Here is a 17828-nt window from a genome sequence, read left to right as displayed (position 1 = left end):
GCCACAGACGAGTATGAAAGCATGGGCGCATGGGTTCATTCATAGTTCGCGTCCTGATCAATGGTCTAGCTCTGTGGATCGCCAGCTGGCTGTTGGAGGGACTGGAAATCTCCTCCTCTGCCACCGAAAGGGCGGCAGCCAACGCGGGGATCACTGAAGGCGCGGATGCAGCAGGCATCGTCTTGGCTTACCTCTTTATCGGGCTGATTTTTGGAGTGGTCAACGCGTTCGTGCGCCCACTTGTGAAGATTCTGTCACTCCCCGTGACGATCCTGACACTGGGGTTGTTTACGATCATCATCAATGCGGCAATGCTTTACCTGACGGCGTGGCTGAGCAGCTTTACGCCTGTGCACCTCACCATTGACTCGTTCTTCTGGACAGCGATCCTCGCCTCGATCATCATCAGCATCATCAGCCTGGTTGCCGGCCTGATCCCGGGGGCCCGGAAACGCTAGATGCAGTTCCCGCCGCTGGCGCTGTTCTCACTGTTGGCGCTGCAGGCACCGTAAGCGCTGCACTAACCATTGGCGCTGCACCCACCGTAAACGCTTCACTTAACGCGCTCCGGCCACGGATCTTGTCTCTGGAAGATTGGGGTTGTGCAGGCTCGGCCTCTTGTCCGGCAAGGGTGACCGTTCCAGTTTGAAGTGAGTCACCTTCGCCATGCCTCCCACACCAACAACACCCGCGAACACTGCTGTAGAAGCTGCAAGGGAGGCATCCTTACTCGCCGTCACCAATTCGGCGCCCGCGGCGTAGTTGTCCAGTCGGTGACCGGGACCCAGGCCGTGGTCTTCCCCCTCTGGCGTTTTGACTTCATTGTTCAGCGTTACCGTAACCCTGTCCTTGGTATCCGGGTTCACCCCGCCATCCGCACCCGCGACCGCGTCCTGGATGTGCTCCAGGTGCAACGCAGCAATTCCGGGTTCGGAGCTAATACCGCCAACTGGAGCCCCAGCCGTCAGGACATACCTGAGGTCGAATTCGCTGAGGAATGCCTTGTTCTGGCTGAGGTTCATGGCGTGCGCGCCTCCTTGGCTGTGCCCGACTGCTACCACCTGGTCACCGGCTTCAGCGCCGGCTTCCCTCAACGCCTGACCAATGGCTGGCACAACTTCTTCAGAGTCGTAGCCGATGGCTTCACCAACACCCGGTATGTCGAAGGGATTTGTAACCGGTGCTTCGGGTTGTGTTCCCGGAATCAACACCATCCACGACGACGAGCCATCGTGGTCGAGCTGGATAATCTCAATTTCTCCATCGCCTCGGGCATGGAGTTTCTCGAGCCGCCGGATGCTCTGTGCCATGGATGGGTCCACTTGCTCGATCGACTCATCCATCTTCTCGATGTTCACCGGGCGCGGCCTCAGTGCTGGAACCAGGGGTGATTCCAGCAGTCCCCGCATGATGTCCCGCGCCTCCATACCTGGCGGAATGATGGTTGTGACCACATTGTGCATCATGTCCCGGCCAGGTACCCAGGGGATACCTGACATCTTCATCTCTTCAAACCTCAACATCCGCGGGAATTGGTTTTTGGCCTCTGTTTGCAGGTAATCGTGATGACTGGAGCGCACACTGGCGCTGACACCAACCAATTCCTGACGCACCCTGCCTACGTCTTGACCGCTTTCAGCCACCGCATCGATTGCGGCACACCCCGAGGCGTACGAGTCGAAGAGGTAGGGCCCCAAATCAGCCTGCACCCGACGGGTTACTTCTTCCACACCAATCAACTGCTGGACCAAGTCATCAAGGAGTGCGGCTCCACGCAGGAGCTCTTCCAACTGGCAGGACATTCCGCCCACTCCCCCACGGATGCTGAGGATCCCATCCAGGGCCGGGGCCTTAGGTTGAGGGGCTGACCCCGCACCAACAGGAGCAACATCAGCCATCAGTGCCCCCTCCCATCGGAGACGGCGACGTTCTGCGAATGACGGAGAACCGAGGCAGCTGCATCTTCCAGCGATTCCCGCGCCCGCATTAACGCCGATGCGTGAAGGGCAATAGTTGTCCTGTAAGCACTTCCGGCGGGAGACTGCCACTCTTCCAACTGGGTCCGCCGCAAGGATGCCAGCACAGCATCCGTCTGATCCACGGAGGCCTTAATTCGCCAAGCGAGCCTCTGGACTTCGTGGCTGCGCGAGGCGCACTCCAGGGGCTCGAAGGTGGGTGGGTTGGCTGCAGGCATCAAGCCGACGCTCATGTCCGTGTACTCCATTGATTGTTCTGCTGATCGGTAGGTACGACGCTACGGAGCCGGGGTACCGGGCGGAAGCGCCGCCGTCGGCTATGTGGATAACGCGGGCGGCTGTCCACATAGCCAAGTCACCAACTCGGGCGCCTCCGCGGAACATGAAAGAATAGGCCCCATGGCTGAATCCCCTCGCGTGTCCCTCGCTTCCGAACCCCTCGCCCTCGGCGCCCTCGATGGCCGGTACCGTGCCGCCGTCGCGCCCCTCGTTGACTACTTGTCCGAGGCTGCATTGAACCGCGATCGCGTTCACGTTGAGGTTGAGTGGCTGATCCACCTGACCAGCCAGTCGGTGCTGCCCGGCGCGGGTCCCCTGACGGACGAGCAGGTTTCGCAGCTCCGTGCCATCGTCACCGAATTCAACGCCGCATCGGTCAACGAACTCGCCGAGATCGAGGCCGTCACCGTCCACGACGTCAAGGCAGTGGAGTACTACATCGGCCGCCACCTGCCCGCAATTGGCATCGAAAACCTGACAGCCATGGTCCACTTCGGCTGCACGTCAGAGGACATCAACAACCTCTCTTACGCCGTTGGTATCAAGGGCGCCGTAGAGGATGTGTGGCTCCCCAACGCCACCGCATTGGTCCAGCAGATCGAGGCCATGGCCGAAGCCAACCGCTCCGTGCCCATGCTGTCCCGCACCCACGGCCAGCCCGCCACGCCCACCACACTCGGCAAGGAACTGGCGGTCATCGCGCACCGCCTGAACCGCCAGCTGGCACGGATCGCCAAGACCGAATACCTCGGCAAGATCAACGGTGCCACGGGCACCTACGCGGCACACGTTGCTTCCGTCCCGAGTGCCGACTGGGAAGCTGTTGCCAAGACCTTCGTCGAAGGACTGGGCCTCACCTGGAACCCGCTCACCACGCAGATCGAAAGCCACGATTGGCAGGCAGAGCTCTACGCCGATATTGCCCGCTTCAACCGCATCCTGCACAACGTCTGCACGGACATCTGGAGCTACATCTCCATCGGCTACTTCCGCCAGATTCCAGTTGCTGGTGCCACCGGATCCTCCACCATGCCGCACAAGGTCAACCCGATCCGCTTCGAAAACGCCGAGGCCAACCTGGAAATCTCCAACGGCCTGCTGGACACCTTGGGCGCAACGCTGGTTACTTCCCGCTGGCAGCGCGACCTCACGGACTCCTCCTCACAGCGCAACATCGGCGTCGCCTTTGGTCACTCCCTCCTGGCAATTTCCAATGTCGCCAAGGGCCTTAAGGCCCTCGACGTCGCCGAGGAAGTCCTCGCGGGCGACCTCGACACCAACTGGGAAGTCCTGGGCGAAGCCATCCAGATGGTCATGCGAGCCGAAGCCATTGCCGGCGTGGAAGGCATGGAAAACCCCTACGAGCGCCTGAAGGACCTCACCCGGGGCCAGCGCGTAGATGGCGCCCGGATGCAGGAGTTCGTGCAGGGGCTCGGCCTCTCCGCCGACGCCGAAGCCCGCCTGCTCGCCCTCACCCCGGGCAAGTACACCGGCATCGCTGACAAATTGGTGGACCACCTGAAGTAGCAACAAACGCGGACGACGGCGGGCCGGGGCTTGGTGCCTCGGCCTGCCGTCGGCGTTTAATGAGGTGGGCCCCTGGCGCTTTCCTGCCCACTTCGTCACCGAGCCACACCCTTCCAGGTGCGGAGAAACGGCGTGTCGGGGTGTCCACTTGCGTTGACCGCTGATTGGCTGGAACCAACTGGGCAGGAACGCATGGCCAGGACAGAACAGCTACGACGTAAGGAGCGGAGCACCCATGAAGCTCCTACTGATCAGGCACGGACAGACCCCCGGCAACGTTGCGGGCCAACTGGATACGGCCTTTCCTGGCCCGGGGCTGACGGAACTCGGCGAGCGGCAAGCAGCCGCCCTGCCAGAGGCTCTTGCAGACGAGTCCGTTCAGGCGCTCTACACTTCCACGCTTCTCCGGACCCAGCGGACGGTGATACCGCTCGCCGCCGCCACGGGACTGGAACCGGAAATCCTGGACGGCGTCCACGAGATCGAGGCCGGTGCGCTGGAGAAGAAGACGGATCATGAGTCGCACCTGCGCTACATGGGCACGGTGTTCGCTTGGTCTGACGGCGATCTCGACGTTCGCATGCCGGGCGCCTTCAACGGCCATGACTTCTTTGCCCGCTTCGATGCCTCTGTGGAAAAGGTTGCGGCGGCAGGACATTCGACGGCGGCCATCGTCAGCCACGGTGCCGCAATCCGCTGCTGGGCGGGCCGCAGGGCAGAGGACATCGACACGCTCTTCGCCGAGACCCATCAATTGCCCAATACCGGAATCGTGGCGCTCGAAGGTGATCCCGAATCAGGATGGCGCGTGCTGCACTGGGACCAGATTCCCGTGGGTGGGCTCGCCTTGGCAGACCAGACGGCCGAGGACCCCACAGGCGAAGCGTTGTGAGGCCTGCTCTGCGCGCTAAATTCCCGCGAGAAGGCGCAGAGCAGGCCCCGCACGGCAGGAAATTCAGCAATTCTCCCGAAGCTTACGCGCAGGAAACACGGCGGTAACCACAGCTTCCTAGGCTTAAGACGCATAAACACCTCAGCGAAACCAAAGCGAAATGAGGCATCGATGCAGACCAACCCCCGGCTCAACATCCGGCAGGTCACCTGGGCGAACCCGGTAGGCGCTGACCTCCGCGCCGCGCAACAGGCTGAACTGGACGCCCGGTTCGGGACCACGGATCACGAACCCGGTCCCCCGCCCACCGAAGCTGACACTGCGGTTTTCGTTGTGGCTTACGAGAAATCCTCCGGACAACCGCTCGGATGCGGCGGCCTGAGGATGTTGGACGAGAACACAGCTGAGATCAAGCGACTGTACGTGGTTCCCTACGCGCGCGGATCAGGAGTCGCGAGTTCCATCCTGGCTGCACTCGAAGCCCAGGCCCACTCCCACGGCTTCAGTGTGATCGCAGCTGAGGCAGGATCAGCGCAGTCTGACGGACGGAGCTTCTATGTAAGCGCCGGATTCGCCGAAATTCCCAATTTTGGACCGTACGTCGGCGTAAATGGGTCTTACTGCTACTCCAAGCGGATCAACTCCCACAGCGCCTCCCACACTGCGATGGCATAACCAACCGACAGAAAGCAGCAACCAAGCGTCGCGCAACATCAAGCACACGCTGCGGTAGTCAGATAATCTCGGAAAATGGAAAAAGCAGACATCACCTTCCGCACGCGCAAATGGGTGCGGCCCGAGGACCTCAATGCCAACGGCACACTCTTCGGTGGAAGCCTGCTGAAGTGGATCGATGAAGAGGCAGCGATCTACGCCATCCTTCAATTGGGCAATGGCCGCGCGGTCACCAAGTACATCTCCGAAATCAACTTCGTGAGCTCAGCCGTTCAGGGCGACCTCATCGAAATGGGACTGACGGCCAAACGCTTTGGCCGCACGTCCTTGACCATGCGCGCCGAAGTCCGGAACATGATCACCCGGCGGAGCATCCTGACCATAGAGGAGATCGTGTTCGTGAACATGGGCGCTGATGGCCGCCCGCAGCCCCACGGCTACACGGAAATCACGTATGACCGGGACCGCATCCCCACCCATCACCTGACAGAAACCCTGCACGAGGACTGAACCACGCGCCGTCGGGCGTTACTTGGCAGACGGGTGCTGGCGGCCGCGAAAACGCGGCCGCCAGCTTGTATTTCCGGTGAGGGAGTGATGTCACCGGAATCTGGGGGGGCGCTTTAGCGCCGGTCGAACGTGAGGCCGCCGGGCACCTGGAATGTGGGCATCAGTTCCAGCATGCCGACGTTCACGTGTCGGGGCGTTTCGATAGCGTAGTCCAAGGCGTTCACGATGTCGTCCGTGGTCAGTGACTCGTAGCCCTCGTAGTACGTGTTCCAGGCTTCTTCCATGGCCTCGGGGGTCCCGCCCATGTTGCGGCCGAAGATTTCTGTCTCCACCCGTCCCGGGCAGATCTCGGTGACCCGGATCCGCTTGCCCACCGTGTCGTTGCGAAGCTGCCGGGAGACCTGGTGCACAGCAGCCTTGGTCGCGTGGTAGACGGTGTGTCCATAGAAGTTGTAGGTGCCGGCGATCGAACTGATGTTGATAACGTGGCCGAGGTCCCGCTCCACCATTCCCGGCAGTACAAGGCGGGTGAGCTGAAGCAGGCCGCGGAGATTGACGTCCACCAGTTCGTCAATATCCTCTTCGGACGAGTCCAGGATGTTCCCCGGCCGGGAAACCCCGGCGCAATTCACCAGGACGTCCACGTTGAGGTCATTCACGACGGCGGCCAGCGCGGCTGTGTCGGTCAGGTCAACTACGTGCGGGATCGCTCCGGTACGGTCGGCCAATTCGGCAAGGCGTTCCTCGTTGCGGGCCACAGCGTGAACAGTCAGGCCGCGCTTGGCAAGTCGTTCGGCAATGGCTGCGCCCATTCCGGTTGACGCTCCGGTGACGAGAGCGGTGGTGTAGTCGGAAAAAGTCATTGGGTTCTCCAAAGGTCGGTGGCGCTTCTGCGTCCGGCCGGGCCGGACGCAGAAGCCCGAAGGTCAGTAGTTGCTAAGCGTCGCGGAGCGGCTCGTGGGCGCGGTCCTTGACCGTGCTGACGGCGATGAGCGTCCCGAGTGCCGTGATTACTGCGTAGAAGGCCGGCATGTAGATGTTGCCCGTGCTGCTGATTAGCCAGGTCATGAGCAGCGGAGCCGTGCCACCGAAGAGTGCCGACGAGATGTTGTAGCCCAGGCCGTATGCCGAGTACCGGACCCGCGTGGGGAACAGTTCGACGATCAGGATGTGGATGACTGCGGTGTGTCCAGCGAAGACGATCGCCATAATGCAGGCTCCGAGGATGGCAAGGCCCATTTCACCGGTGGCGATGAGCGCGTACGACGGGATCCCGAGGGCTGCCATGGCGATTGCGGAACCGGCGATAACCTTCTTGCGTCCCACGCGATCCGACAACGCTCCCATGAACGGGATCGCGATGCAGATGACAACAAGGCTGCAGGCAGTCACCAGGAGCGCCTCGCCGATGGTGAAGTTCAGCTGCTTGCCCTTGAGGAACGTGGGCATGTAGGAGAACAGGACGTAGTAGCCGGAGCCGTTCATGAGCGGGATGAAGAGGGCCAGGAGCATGGCACGGCGGTGCTCGGCGGACTTGAAGGCTTCCTTCAGCGGGTTCTTGGAGAGTCCGCCCTCTTCCTTGAGCTTTACGAAGTTGGGGGTATCGGCAATGGCCTTGCGGATGTACCAGCCGATGATGCCCATGGGGATGGCGACGAGGAACGGGATGCGCCATGCGAAGGAGCCGAAGCCGCCGGCGTCAATGGCTGCCTGCGTGAGCCATGGGGACATGGAAAACGCCACCAGCGTACCGGTGAGCAGTGCTGCGAAGGAGGCGATCTGGGCGTACGAGGTGATGATGCCGCGCTTGCCTTCGGGGGCGTGCTCAGCGAGGAAGGTCATGGCGCCCGCAGCTTCGCCGCCAACGGAGAAGCCCTGAAGAAGACGCAGGAGAACCAGCAGAATCGGAGCCGCAACGCCAATGGCAGCGAACGGCGGCAAGAGCCCGATGCCGGCGGTGGCAACACTGATCAGGAGAATGACAAAGACCAGGAGCTTTTGCCTGCCGATCCGGTCTCCGAGGTACCCACAAACAACAGCGCCGAGCGGTCGCACGAAGAACGAAACCGCGTATCCAGCGAATACGAAGAGCAGGGCGTTGTCCGGGTTTCCCGGGGCCAGGAAGACGAGCGCCAGCGTTCCCGCCATGAAGGCGAAAATGCCGTTGTCGTACAGTTCCACGAAGATGCCAACACAACCTGCGGTGACAACCTTGCGGGTTTGGCGGCCCGTGAGCCGCTCATGCTGCGCTGGCGCAGCGTTGGTGCTTGCGGTCATGACTTTTCCTTACTGAGATGAGCGTAGCAACGCCTACTGGTATGACGACAGGGTTTTTAGCTGCATGCCGCAACTTGTAAGTCCTGCCACTGGGGACGGCATCCGATGCCGAGGAGTCCGAAGACGGTGTTGACGGATTCGCGGAGGGTTTCGAGTTGGGCCCGCGAGCGTCGATAGGCGGCAGTTGCTTCTGCCACTGTGGTTTTCCGAAAACGGACTTTGTCCCCTGGCCGTGCTTGGGCCAGGACATCCAGTCCGGTGCTGGTTACTACTGCGAGTACGGGGTACCCGGCGGTGACGCCGCGTCCCCGATGCAGCACCAGCAACTCTTCCCTTGAAGGAACCTCGACGGCGCCCACAGGCACTCCGCGGGAAAGGACCTCGCCGCTAGAGGTTCTTTCCGGAAGGTCTCCGCCAAGTCGAAGGCCGATGTGGTTGCTGCGGCCGCTGACCGTGTACTCCGAGGTGAAGAGCAGTTCACCAGATTCGCCAAACTCGGCGATGTCCGGTCCGTCGGTCACATCGACCGACAGATCTGATCCCATGGTTGGCCGTTCAAGGCCCAACCGGAAAAGGGGGAGGTCGAAGTAAGGCTGGCGTACCGGGCCCACGCTTCGACGGGTGGGAAGGCTGGTACCTTCCTTGAGCTGAAGTCCAAAGCCAACCACGGTGTCCGGGGCTACACTGCCAAGCAGCGTGTCTGCCTCGATGGAACCATGGATAGCCAGGTAGGCGCGCAGTCCGCTACGAATTCGACGAATGGATACTGATTCGCCCGCCCTCACGGACACAGGTTCCCACTGACTCGACGGGCGACCCCCGACGGTGAGCGTGAGCGGGGCACCGGTGACGGCGATGAGGATGTCACTGGTGGCTTTCATCCGGAAGTCGAGTGCAGTGATTTCCACCAACGCATCGTTGTCCAGATTGCCCACCAAAATATTCGCCGCTCGGGCTGAGTACTGGTCCAAAGCTCCGTTGACCGGCAGCCCGAAACGGGGGCCGCGTGTACGTCCGAGGTCCGTGACCACCGCGTTACCGGGCTGCTGGATCAGGACTCCGCCGTTCACGGCCGCACTCCCGATCCCGAGGGAGCCAGTTCCAGCGGCTCCAATTCCAAGCCCGCGTAGTGGTTGAAGTCCTCGGGATGGATCTCCCGGAAACGCAGGATGTCGCCCGGCTTGTACGGGACCAACGGTTCCCGGCGGATATTCAGGACTGACAAGGGGGTTTGGCCAATGACGCACCAGCCGCCGGGGGCCACAGCCGGAGCGATGACGGCTTGGCGGCCGGCGACTGCAACAGCACCAGCCGGAACACTGAGCCGGGGATCCTTGAGGCGGGGTACGGGCTTGGGGAAGGCAGGCCCGTCCATCATGGGCGAGCCTGCAGGCGCACCCAGGCAACGAACCGTGTATGTCTTTTCGGTGTGGAGCCGGATGACTTCCTCGGTATCAATCCCCTGATACTGTGCAACGTGCTCCAGATCCGGGCCGTAATCGCCGCCATAGACCACGGGAACATCGAACTCGCGGGGAGCCGTTGCGGTTTCGCCCGTACGTCCAATTTCAAGCAGTCCGAGTTTCACGAATGCCCGTACCTGCCGGGCGGAAACCAGGATGGGATCGAATTCAACGAGTACCGAATCGTATGTGGGAACCGCACCGTGAAGGCCTTCGGCTCCGCAGTTTTCCAGCCACTGGGCCAGTCCATGCACTGTAAGCCAGTTCTCTTCGCTTGCCTCCGAGATCGCGACTACACGTAGTGCGGAGTCTCCGGATTCGTAGACTTCGGTGGGGACCGCTGTAAGCACGGACATGTCAGGCCACCTTCCTCTTGGCATCCATGACCTCGGCGAGCGGGGCGAGGCGGACACCCGCTGAGACGAGCTCCGAGCGGATCAAGCGGGCGAGTTTGACGGCACCGGGGTTGTCCCCGTGCAGGAGGACGGTGTCGACGTCGATCTCCATATCCACGCCGTTGGCGCAGCGGATCTTGCCCTCAATCACCATGCGAAGGGTCCGCTCAACAATCTCGGCGGAATCGTGGAGCACGGCACCGGGCTGGCTGCGGGGAACCAACGTGCCGTCCTCCTGGTAGGCGCGATCGACGATTCCTACGATTGCAACGCCAAGACCGGCGGCACGGGCGGCGGTGGCCAGCTCGCCTTCCTGCGCCACCGCAATGAGTTCGTTATCCACCCGCGCTGCCGCCTCAGCAACAGCCCGGGCGTAATCGGGGCGTACGGCCACCAAGTTGCCGAGCCGGCCGTGGGGCGCGAGGTGGGTGACCTTGGTGCCGTGGAACGCGGCGAAACCGTTGAGCGCACCCAGCTGGTAGAGGACGTCGTTCTGTACTTCGCTGGCGGAGAGGCCCATATCGCGCCGGCCGAAACCTCGCAGGTCCGGGAAGCTCGGATGCGCACCGATGCCAACCCCACGGCGAACACATTCAGCAACAATGGTTGCCATAATGTCCGGATCACCTGCGTGGAACCCGCACGCAACATTGGCGCTTGTGACGATCTCCAGGAGGTCGAAGTCGTCGCCAATGGTGTAGGCGCCAAATCCCTCTCCGAGATCCGCTACAAGATCAATTGTCGGGTTCACGTGATTCTCTTTCCGTGATTGTTATTTCGTAGGGTGAAAAGCGGGCAACTGTCTCCGCAGGGGATAAATAAATTCCAGGGAATACCCTGCGACTTCTACAATCCACATCGCGGCCTGAAGTTCTTCCAAAAGTCTCGCACCGCCCAACGACGTTGCACAAAGACCTAATAGCTATCCCGTAATAGCTCTCCGTTATGACGTGCACCACCCTGTACTGTGGCGTGGGTCCCAGTGCTGCCAGATAGAATTTCCCCATGGCATGCCACCCGGGGACGTGGCCCCTCCAGGAAGGCAGACATGGATACGCGCAAACTCGCATACTTCGTGCAAATCGTTGACTCCGGGAGCATCACCAAGGCAGCTGCTGCCCTCCATGTTGCCCAGCCGGCCCTCAGCCAGCAGGTGTCTGCGCTGGAAAACGACCTGAAGCAGCGACTGCTGATCCGCAGCAAGCAAGGCGTTGAACCCACCGCAGCGGGACACACCCTCTATCGCCACGCCCAGTCGATTCTGCGCCTGGTTGAACAGGCCCGGCAGGACGTGGCCTCCTCAGGCGCCGCCCCCTCCGGCAGGGTCTCCATCGCGATCGCGCCCTACAGTATGGCGTCGAGCCTCACGCCCAGGATCATCAGCGAAGTCGGCCGACGCTACCCGGACATCGTGCTCCACTTGACCGAAATTTTCGGCGGCGTCCTGAGCGAGGCCATCAAGAACGGACGCCTCGACATGGCGCTGATCTATGAGCCGGGAAAGATCCGGGGCGTGCAATTTACCACCATGATCGTCGAAGACCTCCACCTGGTTGTCCATCCCGACGTAGATGTCAACCACGGCAAGGACACGGTCACTCTTGCGGAAGCGAGCACGGTGGGGCTGTTCCTTCCGGAGAAGAACCACACCTTGCGCCAAATCATCGAGAAGAGCCTGGCCGACCAGGATCTGCGGCTCCGCCTCGTGGGGGAAGTGGAGTCCGTCCCCTCCCTGACCCGGCTTATCCGCGCCAACCTGGGTGGCACCGTGCTGCCGAAGTCAGCCGCCGACGCCCTCTTCCCGGATCAGGACTTCAAAGTGCTGCGGATCGTGGAGCCCGGGCTGCAAAGCAAAATCGCCCTCTGCACCCCGGACCACGAGCCACTGTCCGAGGCAGCCTCGGCGGTGCTCTTGGTGGTCAAGGAGATGCTGCATCAACAACTCATCAGCAAGTACGGCACCGACCCCGTGCAGTTGCCGGCCCATCCATAACAAACACTTATCCGGACAGACAGCTTTGGTCTTATTCAGCAGCGTTTTAATTTCCTAGTATCGAATTAGCAAGAAATTCGAAAGCAGCTCACGGATTCCGCGGGCAAGTTCAAAGGAAATAACGGTGAAAAGGATCAGCACAGCCGGATGGGTTTCGAATCCAACGCGCGGAACGATGAGCTCACGAACCGGATTTCACTGCCCACGAAATGGCTTTTGGCGTCCGATCGGCGGCATTGGTGAACCATTGTTCGTCTTCGAGGGAAGCCTGATGCCCGCGCACGCTGGAAGCAGCATCGAATGGCACTTGGTGGACACCCGACCGGGACACTCGGGACTCGACTGAGCCCTCCCGAACCCGACCCGGCCCGCTCCTCGCCGGTCCTCCCCCAGAACCCGGCCATCCGCCGTCGTACTTTTACCAAAGCTGTAGCCCCCTAAGGCGCCCTGTCACCGACAAGGCGCCTTTTCCGTGCGCAAAAAAGTGCACACCAAAGGGCCGGCCACGACGCCATTCAAGACGCGCGACCGGCCCGGACGGAGGAGCCTAGTCTTCGACCAGCAAGCCCTTGGCTTTCAGCTTCTCAGTCAGGCCGCAGAGCTCAATGGTGTTGCCGCCGTCATGGTACAGCTTGATGAGTTCACGCTCATGGTCGTCGCGGGCCTGGGACAAAGCGATGACTTCCTCGGCCTCCTCACGGCGGACAACCACCACGCCGTCAGCGTCACCGCGGAGGATATCTCCCGGGTAGATGATTTCGTCGCCGAAGACGATCGGGTGGTTGATCGGGCCGAGCGTTTCCTTGACTGTGCCCTTGATGCTGACGCTGCCGGAGAAGACAGGCAACCCGAGTTCGATCAGATCCTGGGTGTCGCGCACACCGGAATCGGTGACCATCGCGGCGACGCCTTTGGCCTTCATCGCGTTGCCCAGCACGTCGCCAAATGTGCCGGCCTCGGCCATTTCCTGCGCGCCGACCAGCACGACGTCGCCCGCCTGTGCATAGTGGATGGCGACCTGGAGCATCAGGTTGTCCTGCGGTGCACAAGCGACCGTGACGGCCGGGCCGCAGAAGGACATGGAGCGGTCGATCGGCTTGATCTTGGAGCTCAAGGCGCCGCGGCGGCCCTGGGCTTCATGAATGGTAGCTGAGGAAAACGCAGAGAGACGGCTGACGACGTCAGCGTCGGGGCGCTCGAACTTGGTCTTAACATGGATCATTTTCAAGATCTTTCTGTGGGCTTAGGACAGGGCGTTGACGGCTTCGTGGATCGAGTCCAGGCCGGCGTTGATGGTCTCCAGCGAGGTGGCGAAGGAGATCCGGAAGTAGGGGCCAAGGCCGTAGGCCGAGCCCTGGATGACAGCGACGCGGGCAGCGTCCAACAGGTACAGCGTGAAGTCCTGGTCGTTCTTGATGACGTTGCCATCGGGCGTGGTCTTACCGATGACGCCCGAGCAGTTCACGTACGCGTAGAAGGCACCTTCCGCTGGAGCAACGGAAAGCCCATTGATAGCGTTCAAACCTTCGACGGCGGCGTCCCGGCGTTTGCGGTACACCTCCACACTGTCGCGGACGAAGGATTGATCTCCGTTGAGCGCCGCTACGGCCGCGGCCTGGCTGATGGACGACGGGCACGAGGAGGTCTGCGATTGCAGTTTGTTCATGGCCGCGATCAAAGGGGCCGGGCCGACGCCGTAGCCAAGGCGCCAGCCGGTCATGGCGTACGCCTTGGAGACGCCGTTGACCAGGAGGATCCGGTCCTTGAGCGCCGGCACAGCGGTAACCAGGCTGGTAACGCGGCCATCGCCGAAGTGGATTTCGTCGTAGATCTCGTCAGTGAGAATGAAGACGTGGGGGTGCTCCTCAAGGACCGCCCCCAGCCCCTGCAATTCCTCGCGGGAGTAAACGGCGCCCGTCGGGTTGGACGGAGCGTTGAGGATGAGCCACTTGGTCTTGGGGGTGATGGCTTTTTCCAGGGCAGCCGGCGTGAGTTTGAAGCCTGTATCTTCGCCGCAAGGAACGATCACCGGTGTGCCATCGTTGGCGAGGACCATATCGGGGTAGGAAACCCAGTACGGTGCCGGGACGATCACTTCATCGCCAGCGTTGAGCGAGGCCATGAGCGCAACGTAGAGAACCTGCTTGGCTCCGCCGCCGATAGTCAGCTGGTTCTGCTCGTAGTGGTGGCCAGTGTGGTTCTCGATCTTGTGCAGAATGGCCGCCTGCAACTCGGGTGTCCCAGTCACCGAGGTGTACTTGGTCTCGCCGGCCTTGATCGCCTCGATGGCTGCGGCCTTGATGTGGTCAGGGGTGTCGAAGTCCGGCTCGCCGACGGTCAGGTCGATGATCGGGATGCCTTCAGCTTTTAGTTCGCGGACGCGGGCGGCGGCCGCAACGCTGGCTGAGGACTTGATGCGGGTGACCCTCGACGCCGGCAGGTAGTCGGACATGTCTCCTCCAGGAATGTGGAACCCGGGACGCGCGGATTCGCGCATCCCCTTTTTCGAGACTAGGGATCCGCGAGCGCTGTGGATAAGACCTAATGTGCGTGGATCAATAAGGGACTCTTATGACGTCTGGGCCTGTACAGGGATTCGCGCGCCCTTCGACGTGTTTTCTCGCTTATATGGGTTGCTTCCATGCACTTTGCTTATGGGTTCACGCGGTATTGGTATTTCCGCGGCTCGGTGAACGCAGCCTAGATTCATAGCTCAGAAGTGTTCGCCAATCGTCGGAAAGGGAGCCAATGCGAGCCTCAACCACTTCCGTTTCAGACCGGTTACGCACCGGGCGGTACACCTATCGAGCCAAGGCACCCCGCCCGGCCCGGGCTGCGGCCAAAGGGGAGCACGCCAAGCTCACGCGCGCCCTCGGAGTGCACAGGCAGCTCCTCTCCCACGCCTGCAGTGCAATCCGCACTCTGGCCGCTGCCCGGAACGAGATGATCGCCCAGACATTGGAGGATGGGCTCACGTTGGCAACCATCTCGGCCGTGACTGGTGAGAGCATTCGGGCAGTACGAAACATCGCCTTGGCTTATGACGACCTCCAAGCGAGCGGGCTCCCCCGCAACGCACAACTCGACGCGCTGAAGGCCAAGAGCGAGGAGTTGAAGGCGGCAGAAGGGCACCGCGACCAGATCACGGAACGCCGCGAAGCTTTGATTGTCATGGCTCTACAAACCCAGGTCTGCGACGAGCTCGAGCTTGCCTCACTCACCGGATTGACGCAGGACCACATTCGCCGGTCGACACGAGGCCACACCCGGTCAGCGTAGAAGCCTTCCCAGTTACCTCCCCACCGTTGAACCCCCAGGTCCCGGAGGGTAGAACGGAGGCATGACCGACGTGAACTCCTGGATGAGCCAATACATACGCGCGTGGACCTCGAATGAGCCCGATGACATCCGGGCGTTGTTCACTGAGGACGCCATCTACTACGACAGGCCGAACACTGAATCACCGTGGAACGGCCATGAAGAAATCGTGCAAGCATGGACCGACGCTGGCGACAAGCCCGATGATTGGACCTTCGAGTGGACACTCCTTGGCCAGGATGGTGACACGGCTTTCGTCCAGGCCGTGACCACATACCTCAACGGTGAGCCCACCTACGACAACCTTTGGGTCATCCGCTTTGCCGAGGACGGCCGTGCGCGCGAGTTCACGGAGTGGTACATGGCGCGGAAAGACACCCCCGCCGAACCCAACTAATACGAAAGTAGGGCGGGCCAGATATACGGCGGCGCCGCTCACCCGCTACTTGGTTCAGTAGCGGGATGGCTTGCTGATCAGCACATTCTCGTGGACCCGGGTCCAGCCCTGATATTCCGGTCGGTTTGTGTCGACGCCGTCGTTGATGAGCTTTGCCTCTGTACCGTCCGCGCCAGAGATCGTGACGATCTGCTCGCTTGTCGCGACCGCTGCGCAACCGGCCCTCCACCGCTCCGTCAATCCTCCGGGTACCGCAATCAAGCAAACGGTCCCGGAAGTGGAACTTTTAGCCCCGAAGTACTTCACGTCGTCGTGGGTTGCCAGCAACCGGGCTGTCCCGGCCTCGACGTTCAGATCCACGCCGGTAAGGCTCACGGACTCCGGAAGCTTGTCCTCCGCCGACGCTTCCCGCTCCAGTGCTTTCAACCCGGCCGGAGCCGAGCAGCCAGTAAGCCCCAGCGCGGAGACTACGGAAAACACAGCTATCGCACGACGATTCATAGCGCTGCCCCCTCAGGCTCTGGTTCGTCGAGCCTAACCCATCCGGGTACGTCAGTAGCTGTCGCGCTCCGCCGTTTCGGACACGGGAATGAACGTCGAGGCGAACCCTTCCGAGGCCCGGGCCAGGACAGCAACATCGGCGCCTACCAGCACAAAGGAGGCACCGGCGTCGAGGTACGCGCGGGCGGTGGACTCATTGAAGGCGTTCACGCCGGCTGGCTTGCCGGCCGCTTTGGCAGCTTCAAGGCAATGCTCGACGACGGCCCTCACCAAGGGATTTTCCTGCTGTCCCAGCAAACCCATGGAAGCTGCGAGGTCCGAAGGGCCAAGGAAGATGCCGTCCACGCCATCGACGGCCAGGATTTCCTCCACAGCAGAAGCCGCCGCCTCGGATTCAATCTGAACCGTGAGGCTGATCGATTCTGAAGCAGCAGCAAGGTAGTCAGGAACACGGTTCCAGCGTGACGCCCTGGCCAAAGCAGAACCCACACCACGAACACCCAGAGGCGGATACCGGACGGCGGCCACCGCGGACGCGGCTTCGAACGCAGAATTCACCATGGGAATCAGGAGGTTCTGCACTCCGAGGTCAAGGTATTGCTTGATGACCACGGTGTCGTTGACCGGCGGGCGGACCATCGCCTGAACGGGGTAGCCACTCACGGCGTGGAGTTGCGCAAGAATCGATTCGAGGCCGTTGGGACTGTGCTCGGCGTCGATCAAGAGCCAGTCCAGCCCGGATCCCGCACAGACCTCAGCCACCAACGGGCTACCCGAACAAACCCACATGCCAGCCAACGGACGGCCAGCCTCTGAGAGGGCTGAATAGAACGTGGGGTTCAGTCGAAATTGCATGTCACGACTCCCAAAGGTCCGTAGTCCGCGTGTACGGTATCACCTTTGTACACCCACATGGGGCGGGTAAACGAGCCCGCAAGAATAATATCTCCGGCCTTCATTGAGTCCCCGTGCGCGGCGATTTTGTTGGCCAGCCAGTGCACGCCGTTGGCCGGGTGATCAAGCACTCCGGCTGCCACTCCGGTCTCTTCCACGGTCTGGTTTTTGTACAGGATCGCGGAGACCCAGCGGAGGTCGACGGCGTCCGGCCGCACCGGTCGGCCACCCACCACCATGGCCCCCATCGCGGCGTTGTCCGAGATGGTGTCCACGATGGTCCGGCCCTCCATTTCGATCCTGGAGTCCAGGATTTCGAGGGCCGGAACCACGTAGTCTGTGGCGTTGAGGACATCGAAAATCGTGCAACCAGGGCCCTTGAGTGCGTCCTTCAGCACGAACGCGAGCTCCACCTCGACACGGGGGTGCGTGTACTGGTCCCACTGCACGGAGCAGCCGGTTTCAAGGACCATGTCATCGAAGATCGCCCCGTAGTCCGGTTCGGTGATGCCGGTTGCGGCCTGCATGGCTTTGGACGTGAGGCCGATCTTGCGCCCCACCAACGTGCGCCCCGCTTCCTCGTTCCGTCGCCGCCACAACTGCTGCACGGCGTAGGAATCCTCCACCGTCATGTCAGGGTAGCGGGCGGTGAGGCGCGGGACCGGCTTGCGGTTCCGGCCGGCCTCGAGCAGTTCGTCGGCAATGGCTTCGATCGTCTTCGCGTCCATCAT

The 17828-nt window shown here is 61.7% G+C and carries 20 protein-coding genes; 8 read left to right on the top strand and 12 right to left on the bottom strand.

Going from position 1 to position 17828, the window contains the following annotated elements; translation table 11 throughout:
• Positions 1-29 precede the first annotated feature (29 nt).
• Positions 30-458, top strand: a complete 429-nt coding sequence (locus ACTAQJ_RS18315) for a phage holin family protein (RefSeq protein WP_498698268.1) — start codon at positions 30-32, stop codon at positions 456-458.
• Positions 459-557: 99 nt separating this feature from the next.
• On the opposite strand, the gene ACTAQJ_RS18310 is transcribed toward ACTAQJ_RS18315, so the two are convergent.
• Complete coding sequence (locus ACTAQJ_RS18310) at positions 558-1898, bottom strand: alpha/beta hydrolase (protein ID WP_498698266.1); 1341 nt, start codon at positions 1896-1898, stop codon at positions 558-560.
• Positions 1898-2209, bottom strand: coding sequence for a hypothetical protein (locus tag ACTAQJ_RS18305; RefSeq protein ID WP_498698262.1), 312 nt, complete (start codon positions 2207-2209; stop codon positions 1898-1900). The genes ACTAQJ_RS18310 and ACTAQJ_RS18305 overlap by 1 nt, the downstream gene beginning before the upstream one ends.
• 166 nt (positions 2210-2375) lie before the next feature.
• Between ACTAQJ_RS18305 and purB the strand changes: the two genes are divergently transcribed.
• The 4 genes from purB (at position 2376) to ACTAQJ_RS18285 (ending at position 5859) form a co-directional block, all read left to right on the top strand.
• The gene (purB, locus tag ACTAQJ_RS18300; RefSeq protein WP_498698259.1) at positions 2376-3782 is read left to right on the top strand and encodes an adenylosuccinate lyase; all 1407 of its coding nucleotides are present in this window, start codon (positions 2376-2378) and stop codon (positions 3780-3782) included.
• Between the two features lie 235 nt (positions 3783-4017).
• Positions 4018-4674: a histidine phosphatase family protein gene (locus ACTAQJ_RS18295; protein ID WP_431117096.1), complete on the top strand. Its 657-nt coding sequence runs from the start codon at positions 4018-4020 to the stop codon at positions 4672-4674.
• Positions 4675-4845: 171 nt separating this feature from the next.
• Positions 4846-5349 carry a GNAT family N-acetyltransferase gene (locus tag ACTAQJ_RS18290; protein WP_431117097.1) on the top strand — a complete coding sequence of 168 codons (504 nt, stop codon included), beginning with the start codon at positions 4846-4848 and terminating at the stop codon, positions 5347-5349.
• A gap of 75 nt (positions 5350-5424) precedes the next feature.
• The gene (locus tag ACTAQJ_RS18285; protein ID WP_498698256.1) at positions 5425-5859 is read left to right on the top strand and encodes an acyl-CoA thioesterase; all 435 of its coding nucleotides are present in this window, start codon (positions 5425-5427) and stop codon (positions 5857-5859) included.
• 113 nt (positions 5860-5972) lie between these two features.
• On the opposite strand, the gene ACTAQJ_RS18280 is transcribed toward ACTAQJ_RS18285, so the two are convergent.
• From ACTAQJ_RS18280 to ACTAQJ_RS18260, 5 genes are all read right to left on the bottom strand, one after another.
• Positions 5973-6722 carry an SDR family oxidoreductase gene (locus tag ACTAQJ_RS18280; RefSeq protein ID WP_498698254.1) on the bottom strand — a complete coding sequence of 250 codons (750 nt, stop codon included), beginning with the start codon at positions 6720-6722 and terminating at the stop codon, positions 5973-5975.
• 73 nt (positions 6723-6795) lie between these two features.
• On the bottom strand, positions 6796-8136 hold the full coding sequence (locus ACTAQJ_RS18275; protein ID WP_498698251.1) for an MFS transporter: 1341 nt from the start codon (positions 8134-8136) through the stop codon (positions 6796-6798).
• 56 nt (positions 8137-8192) lie between these two features.
• Positions 8193-9206: a 5-oxoprolinase subunit C family protein gene (locus tag ACTAQJ_RS18270; protein WP_498698249.1), complete on the bottom strand. Its 1014-nt coding sequence runs from the start codon at positions 9204-9206 to the stop codon at positions 8193-8195.
• Entirely contained in the window at positions 9203-9955 is a 753-nt protein-coding gene (locus tag ACTAQJ_RS18265) for a 5-oxoprolinase subunit B family protein (protein ID WP_498698246.1), read from the bottom strand. Before ACTAQJ_RS18265 ends, ACTAQJ_RS18270 begins: the two co-directional genes overlap by 4 nt.
• A 1-nt stretch (position 9956) precedes the next feature.
• Positions 9957-10745 carry a LamB/YcsF family protein gene (locus ACTAQJ_RS18260; protein ID WP_498698243.1) on the bottom strand — a complete coding sequence of 263 codons (789 nt, stop codon included), beginning with the start codon at positions 10743-10745 and terminating at the stop codon, positions 9957-9959.
• 297 nt (positions 10746-11042) lie between these two features.
• On the opposite strand from ACTAQJ_RS18260, the gene ACTAQJ_RS18255 reads away from it, so the two are divergent.
• Positions 11043-11987, top strand: a complete 945-nt coding sequence (locus ACTAQJ_RS18255) for a LysR substrate-binding domain-containing protein (protein ID WP_498698241.1) — start codon at positions 11043-11045, stop codon at positions 11985-11987.
• Between the two features lie 547 nt (positions 11988-12534).
• On the opposite strand, the gene ACTAQJ_RS18250 is transcribed toward ACTAQJ_RS18255, so the two are convergent.
• Positions 12535-13209, bottom strand: coding sequence for a 4-carboxy-4-hydroxy-2-oxoadipate aldolase/oxaloacetate decarboxylase (locus ACTAQJ_RS18250; protein WP_498698239.1), 675 nt, complete (start codon positions 13207-13209; stop codon positions 12535-12537).
• A gap of 21 nt (positions 13210-13230) precedes the next feature.
• Complete coding sequence (locus tag ACTAQJ_RS18245) at positions 13231-14439, bottom strand: aspartate transaminase (protein WP_498698237.1); 1209 nt, start codon at positions 14437-14439, stop codon at positions 13231-13233.
• 296 nt (positions 14440-14735) lie between these two features.
• Here ACTAQJ_RS18245 and ACTAQJ_RS18240 point away from each other — a divergent pair, with 296 nt between their 5' ends.
• Both ACTAQJ_RS18240 and ACTAQJ_RS18235 read left to right on the top strand, forming a co-directional pair.
• Positions 14736-15266, top strand: coding sequence for a hypothetical protein (locus ACTAQJ_RS18240; protein WP_477515425.1), 531 nt, complete (start codon positions 14736-14738; stop codon positions 15264-15266).
• 61 nt (positions 15267-15327) lie between these two features.
• Positions 15328-15702 carry a nuclear transport factor 2 family protein gene (locus tag ACTAQJ_RS18235; protein ID WP_477515424.1) on the top strand — a complete coding sequence of 125 codons (375 nt, stop codon included), beginning with the start codon at positions 15328-15330 and terminating at the stop codon, positions 15700-15702.
• Between the two features lie 54 nt (positions 15703-15756).
• Here the strand turns inward: ACTAQJ_RS18235 and ACTAQJ_RS18230 are convergent, their stop codons facing one another.
• The 3 genes from ACTAQJ_RS18230 to hpaH are packed head-to-tail and all read right to left on the bottom strand — an operon-like array spanning position 15757 to position 17828.
• Positions 15757-16203, bottom strand: a complete 447-nt coding sequence (locus tag ACTAQJ_RS18230; protein ID WP_498698235.1) for a hypothetical protein — start codon at positions 16201-16203, stop codon at positions 15757-15759.
• A gap of 51 nt (positions 16204-16254) precedes the next feature.
• Entirely contained in the window at positions 16255-17058 is an 804-nt protein-coding gene (locus ACTAQJ_RS18225) for an aldolase/citrate lyase family protein (protein ID WP_498698233.1), read from the bottom strand.
• A complete protein-coding gene (gene hpaH / locus ACTAQJ_RS18220) occupies positions 17043-17828 on the bottom strand; it encodes a 2-oxo-hept-4-ene-1,7-dioate hydratase (RefSeq protein ID WP_498698232.1) in 786 nt (261 codons plus the stop codon). The genes ACTAQJ_RS18225 and hpaH overlap by 16 nt, the downstream gene beginning before the upstream one ends.

This window comes from Arthrobacter sp. alpha11c (genome assembly GCF_054149985.1).
This window is presented reverse-complemented; position numbering and strand designations above follow the sequence as displayed.

What these genes read in the sequence shown, in the direction of transcription:
- ACTAQJ_RS18295 (WP_431117096.1), top strand. Translation starts at nt 4,018, where the DNA reads ATGAAGCTCCTACTGATCAGGCACGGACAGACCCCCGGCAACGTTGCG.
- purB (WP_498698259.1), top strand. Translation starts at nt 2,376, where the DNA reads ATGGCTGAATCCCCTCGCGTGTCCCTCGCTTCCGAACCCCTCGCCCTC.
- ACTAQJ_RS18250 (WP_498698239.1), bottom strand. Translation starts at nt 13,209, where the DNA reads ATGATCCATGTTAAGACCAAGTTCGAGCGCCCCGACGCTGACGTCGTC.
- ACTAQJ_RS18315 (WP_498698268.1), top strand. Translation starts at nt 30, where the DNA reads ATGGGTTCATTCATAGTTCGCGTCCTGATCAATGGTCTAGCTCTGTGG.
- ACTAQJ_RS18290 (WP_431117097.1), top strand. Translation starts at nt 4,846, where the DNA reads ATGCAGACCAACCCCCGGCTCAACATCCGGCAGGTCACCTGGGCGAAC.
- ACTAQJ_RS18275 (WP_498698251.1), bottom strand. Translation starts at nt 8,136, where the DNA reads ATGACCGCAAGCACCAACGCTGCGCCAGCGCAGCATGAGCGGCTCACG.
- ACTAQJ_RS18240 (WP_477515425.1), top strand. Translation starts at nt 14,736, where the DNA reads ATGCGAGCCTCAACCACTTCCGTTTCAGACCGGTTACGCACCGGGCGG.
- ACTAQJ_RS18235 (WP_477515424.1), top strand. Translation starts at nt 15,328, where the DNA reads ATGACCGACGTGAACTCCTGGATGAGCCAATACATACGCGCGTGGACC.
- ACTAQJ_RS18310 (WP_498698266.1), bottom strand. Translation starts at nt 1,898, where the DNA reads ATGGCTGATGTTGCTCCTGTTGGTGCGGGGTCAGCCCCTCAACCTAAG.
- ACTAQJ_RS18265 (WP_498698246.1), bottom strand. Translation starts at nt 9,955, where the DNA reads ATGTCCGTGCTTACAGCGGTCCCCACCGAAGTCTACGAATCCGGAGAC.
- ACTAQJ_RS18225 (WP_498698233.1), bottom strand. Translation starts at nt 17,058, where the DNA reads ATGCAATTTCGACTGAACCCCACGTTCTATTCAGCCCTCTCAGAGGCT.
- ACTAQJ_RS18280 (WP_498698254.1), bottom strand. Translation starts at nt 6,722, where the DNA reads ATGACTTTTTCCGACTACACCACCGCTCTCGTCACCGGAGCGTCAACC.
- ACTAQJ_RS18285 (WP_498698256.1), top strand. Translation starts at nt 5,425, where the DNA reads ATGGAAAAAGCAGACATCACCTTCCGCACGCGCAAATGGGTGCGGCCC.
- ACTAQJ_RS18230 (WP_498698235.1), bottom strand. Translation starts at nt 16,203, where the DNA reads ATGAATCGTCGTGCGATAGCTGTGTTTTCCGTAGTCTCCGCGCTGGGG.
- ACTAQJ_RS18305 (WP_498698262.1), bottom strand. Translation starts at nt 2,209, where the DNA reads ATGAGCGTCGGCTTGATGCCTGCAGCCAACCCACCCACCTTCGAGCCC.
- ACTAQJ_RS18245 (WP_498698237.1), bottom strand. Translation starts at nt 14,439, where the DNA reads ATGTCCGACTACCTGCCGGCGTCGAGGGTCACCCGCATCAAGTCCTCA.
- ACTAQJ_RS18255 (WP_498698241.1), top strand. Translation starts at nt 11,043, where the DNA reads ATGGATACGCGCAAACTCGCATACTTCGTGCAAATCGTTGACTCCGGG.
- hpaH (WP_498698232.1), bottom strand. Translation starts at nt 17,828, where the DNA reads ATGATGGACGCGAAGACGATCGAAGCCATTGCCGACGAACTGCTCGAG.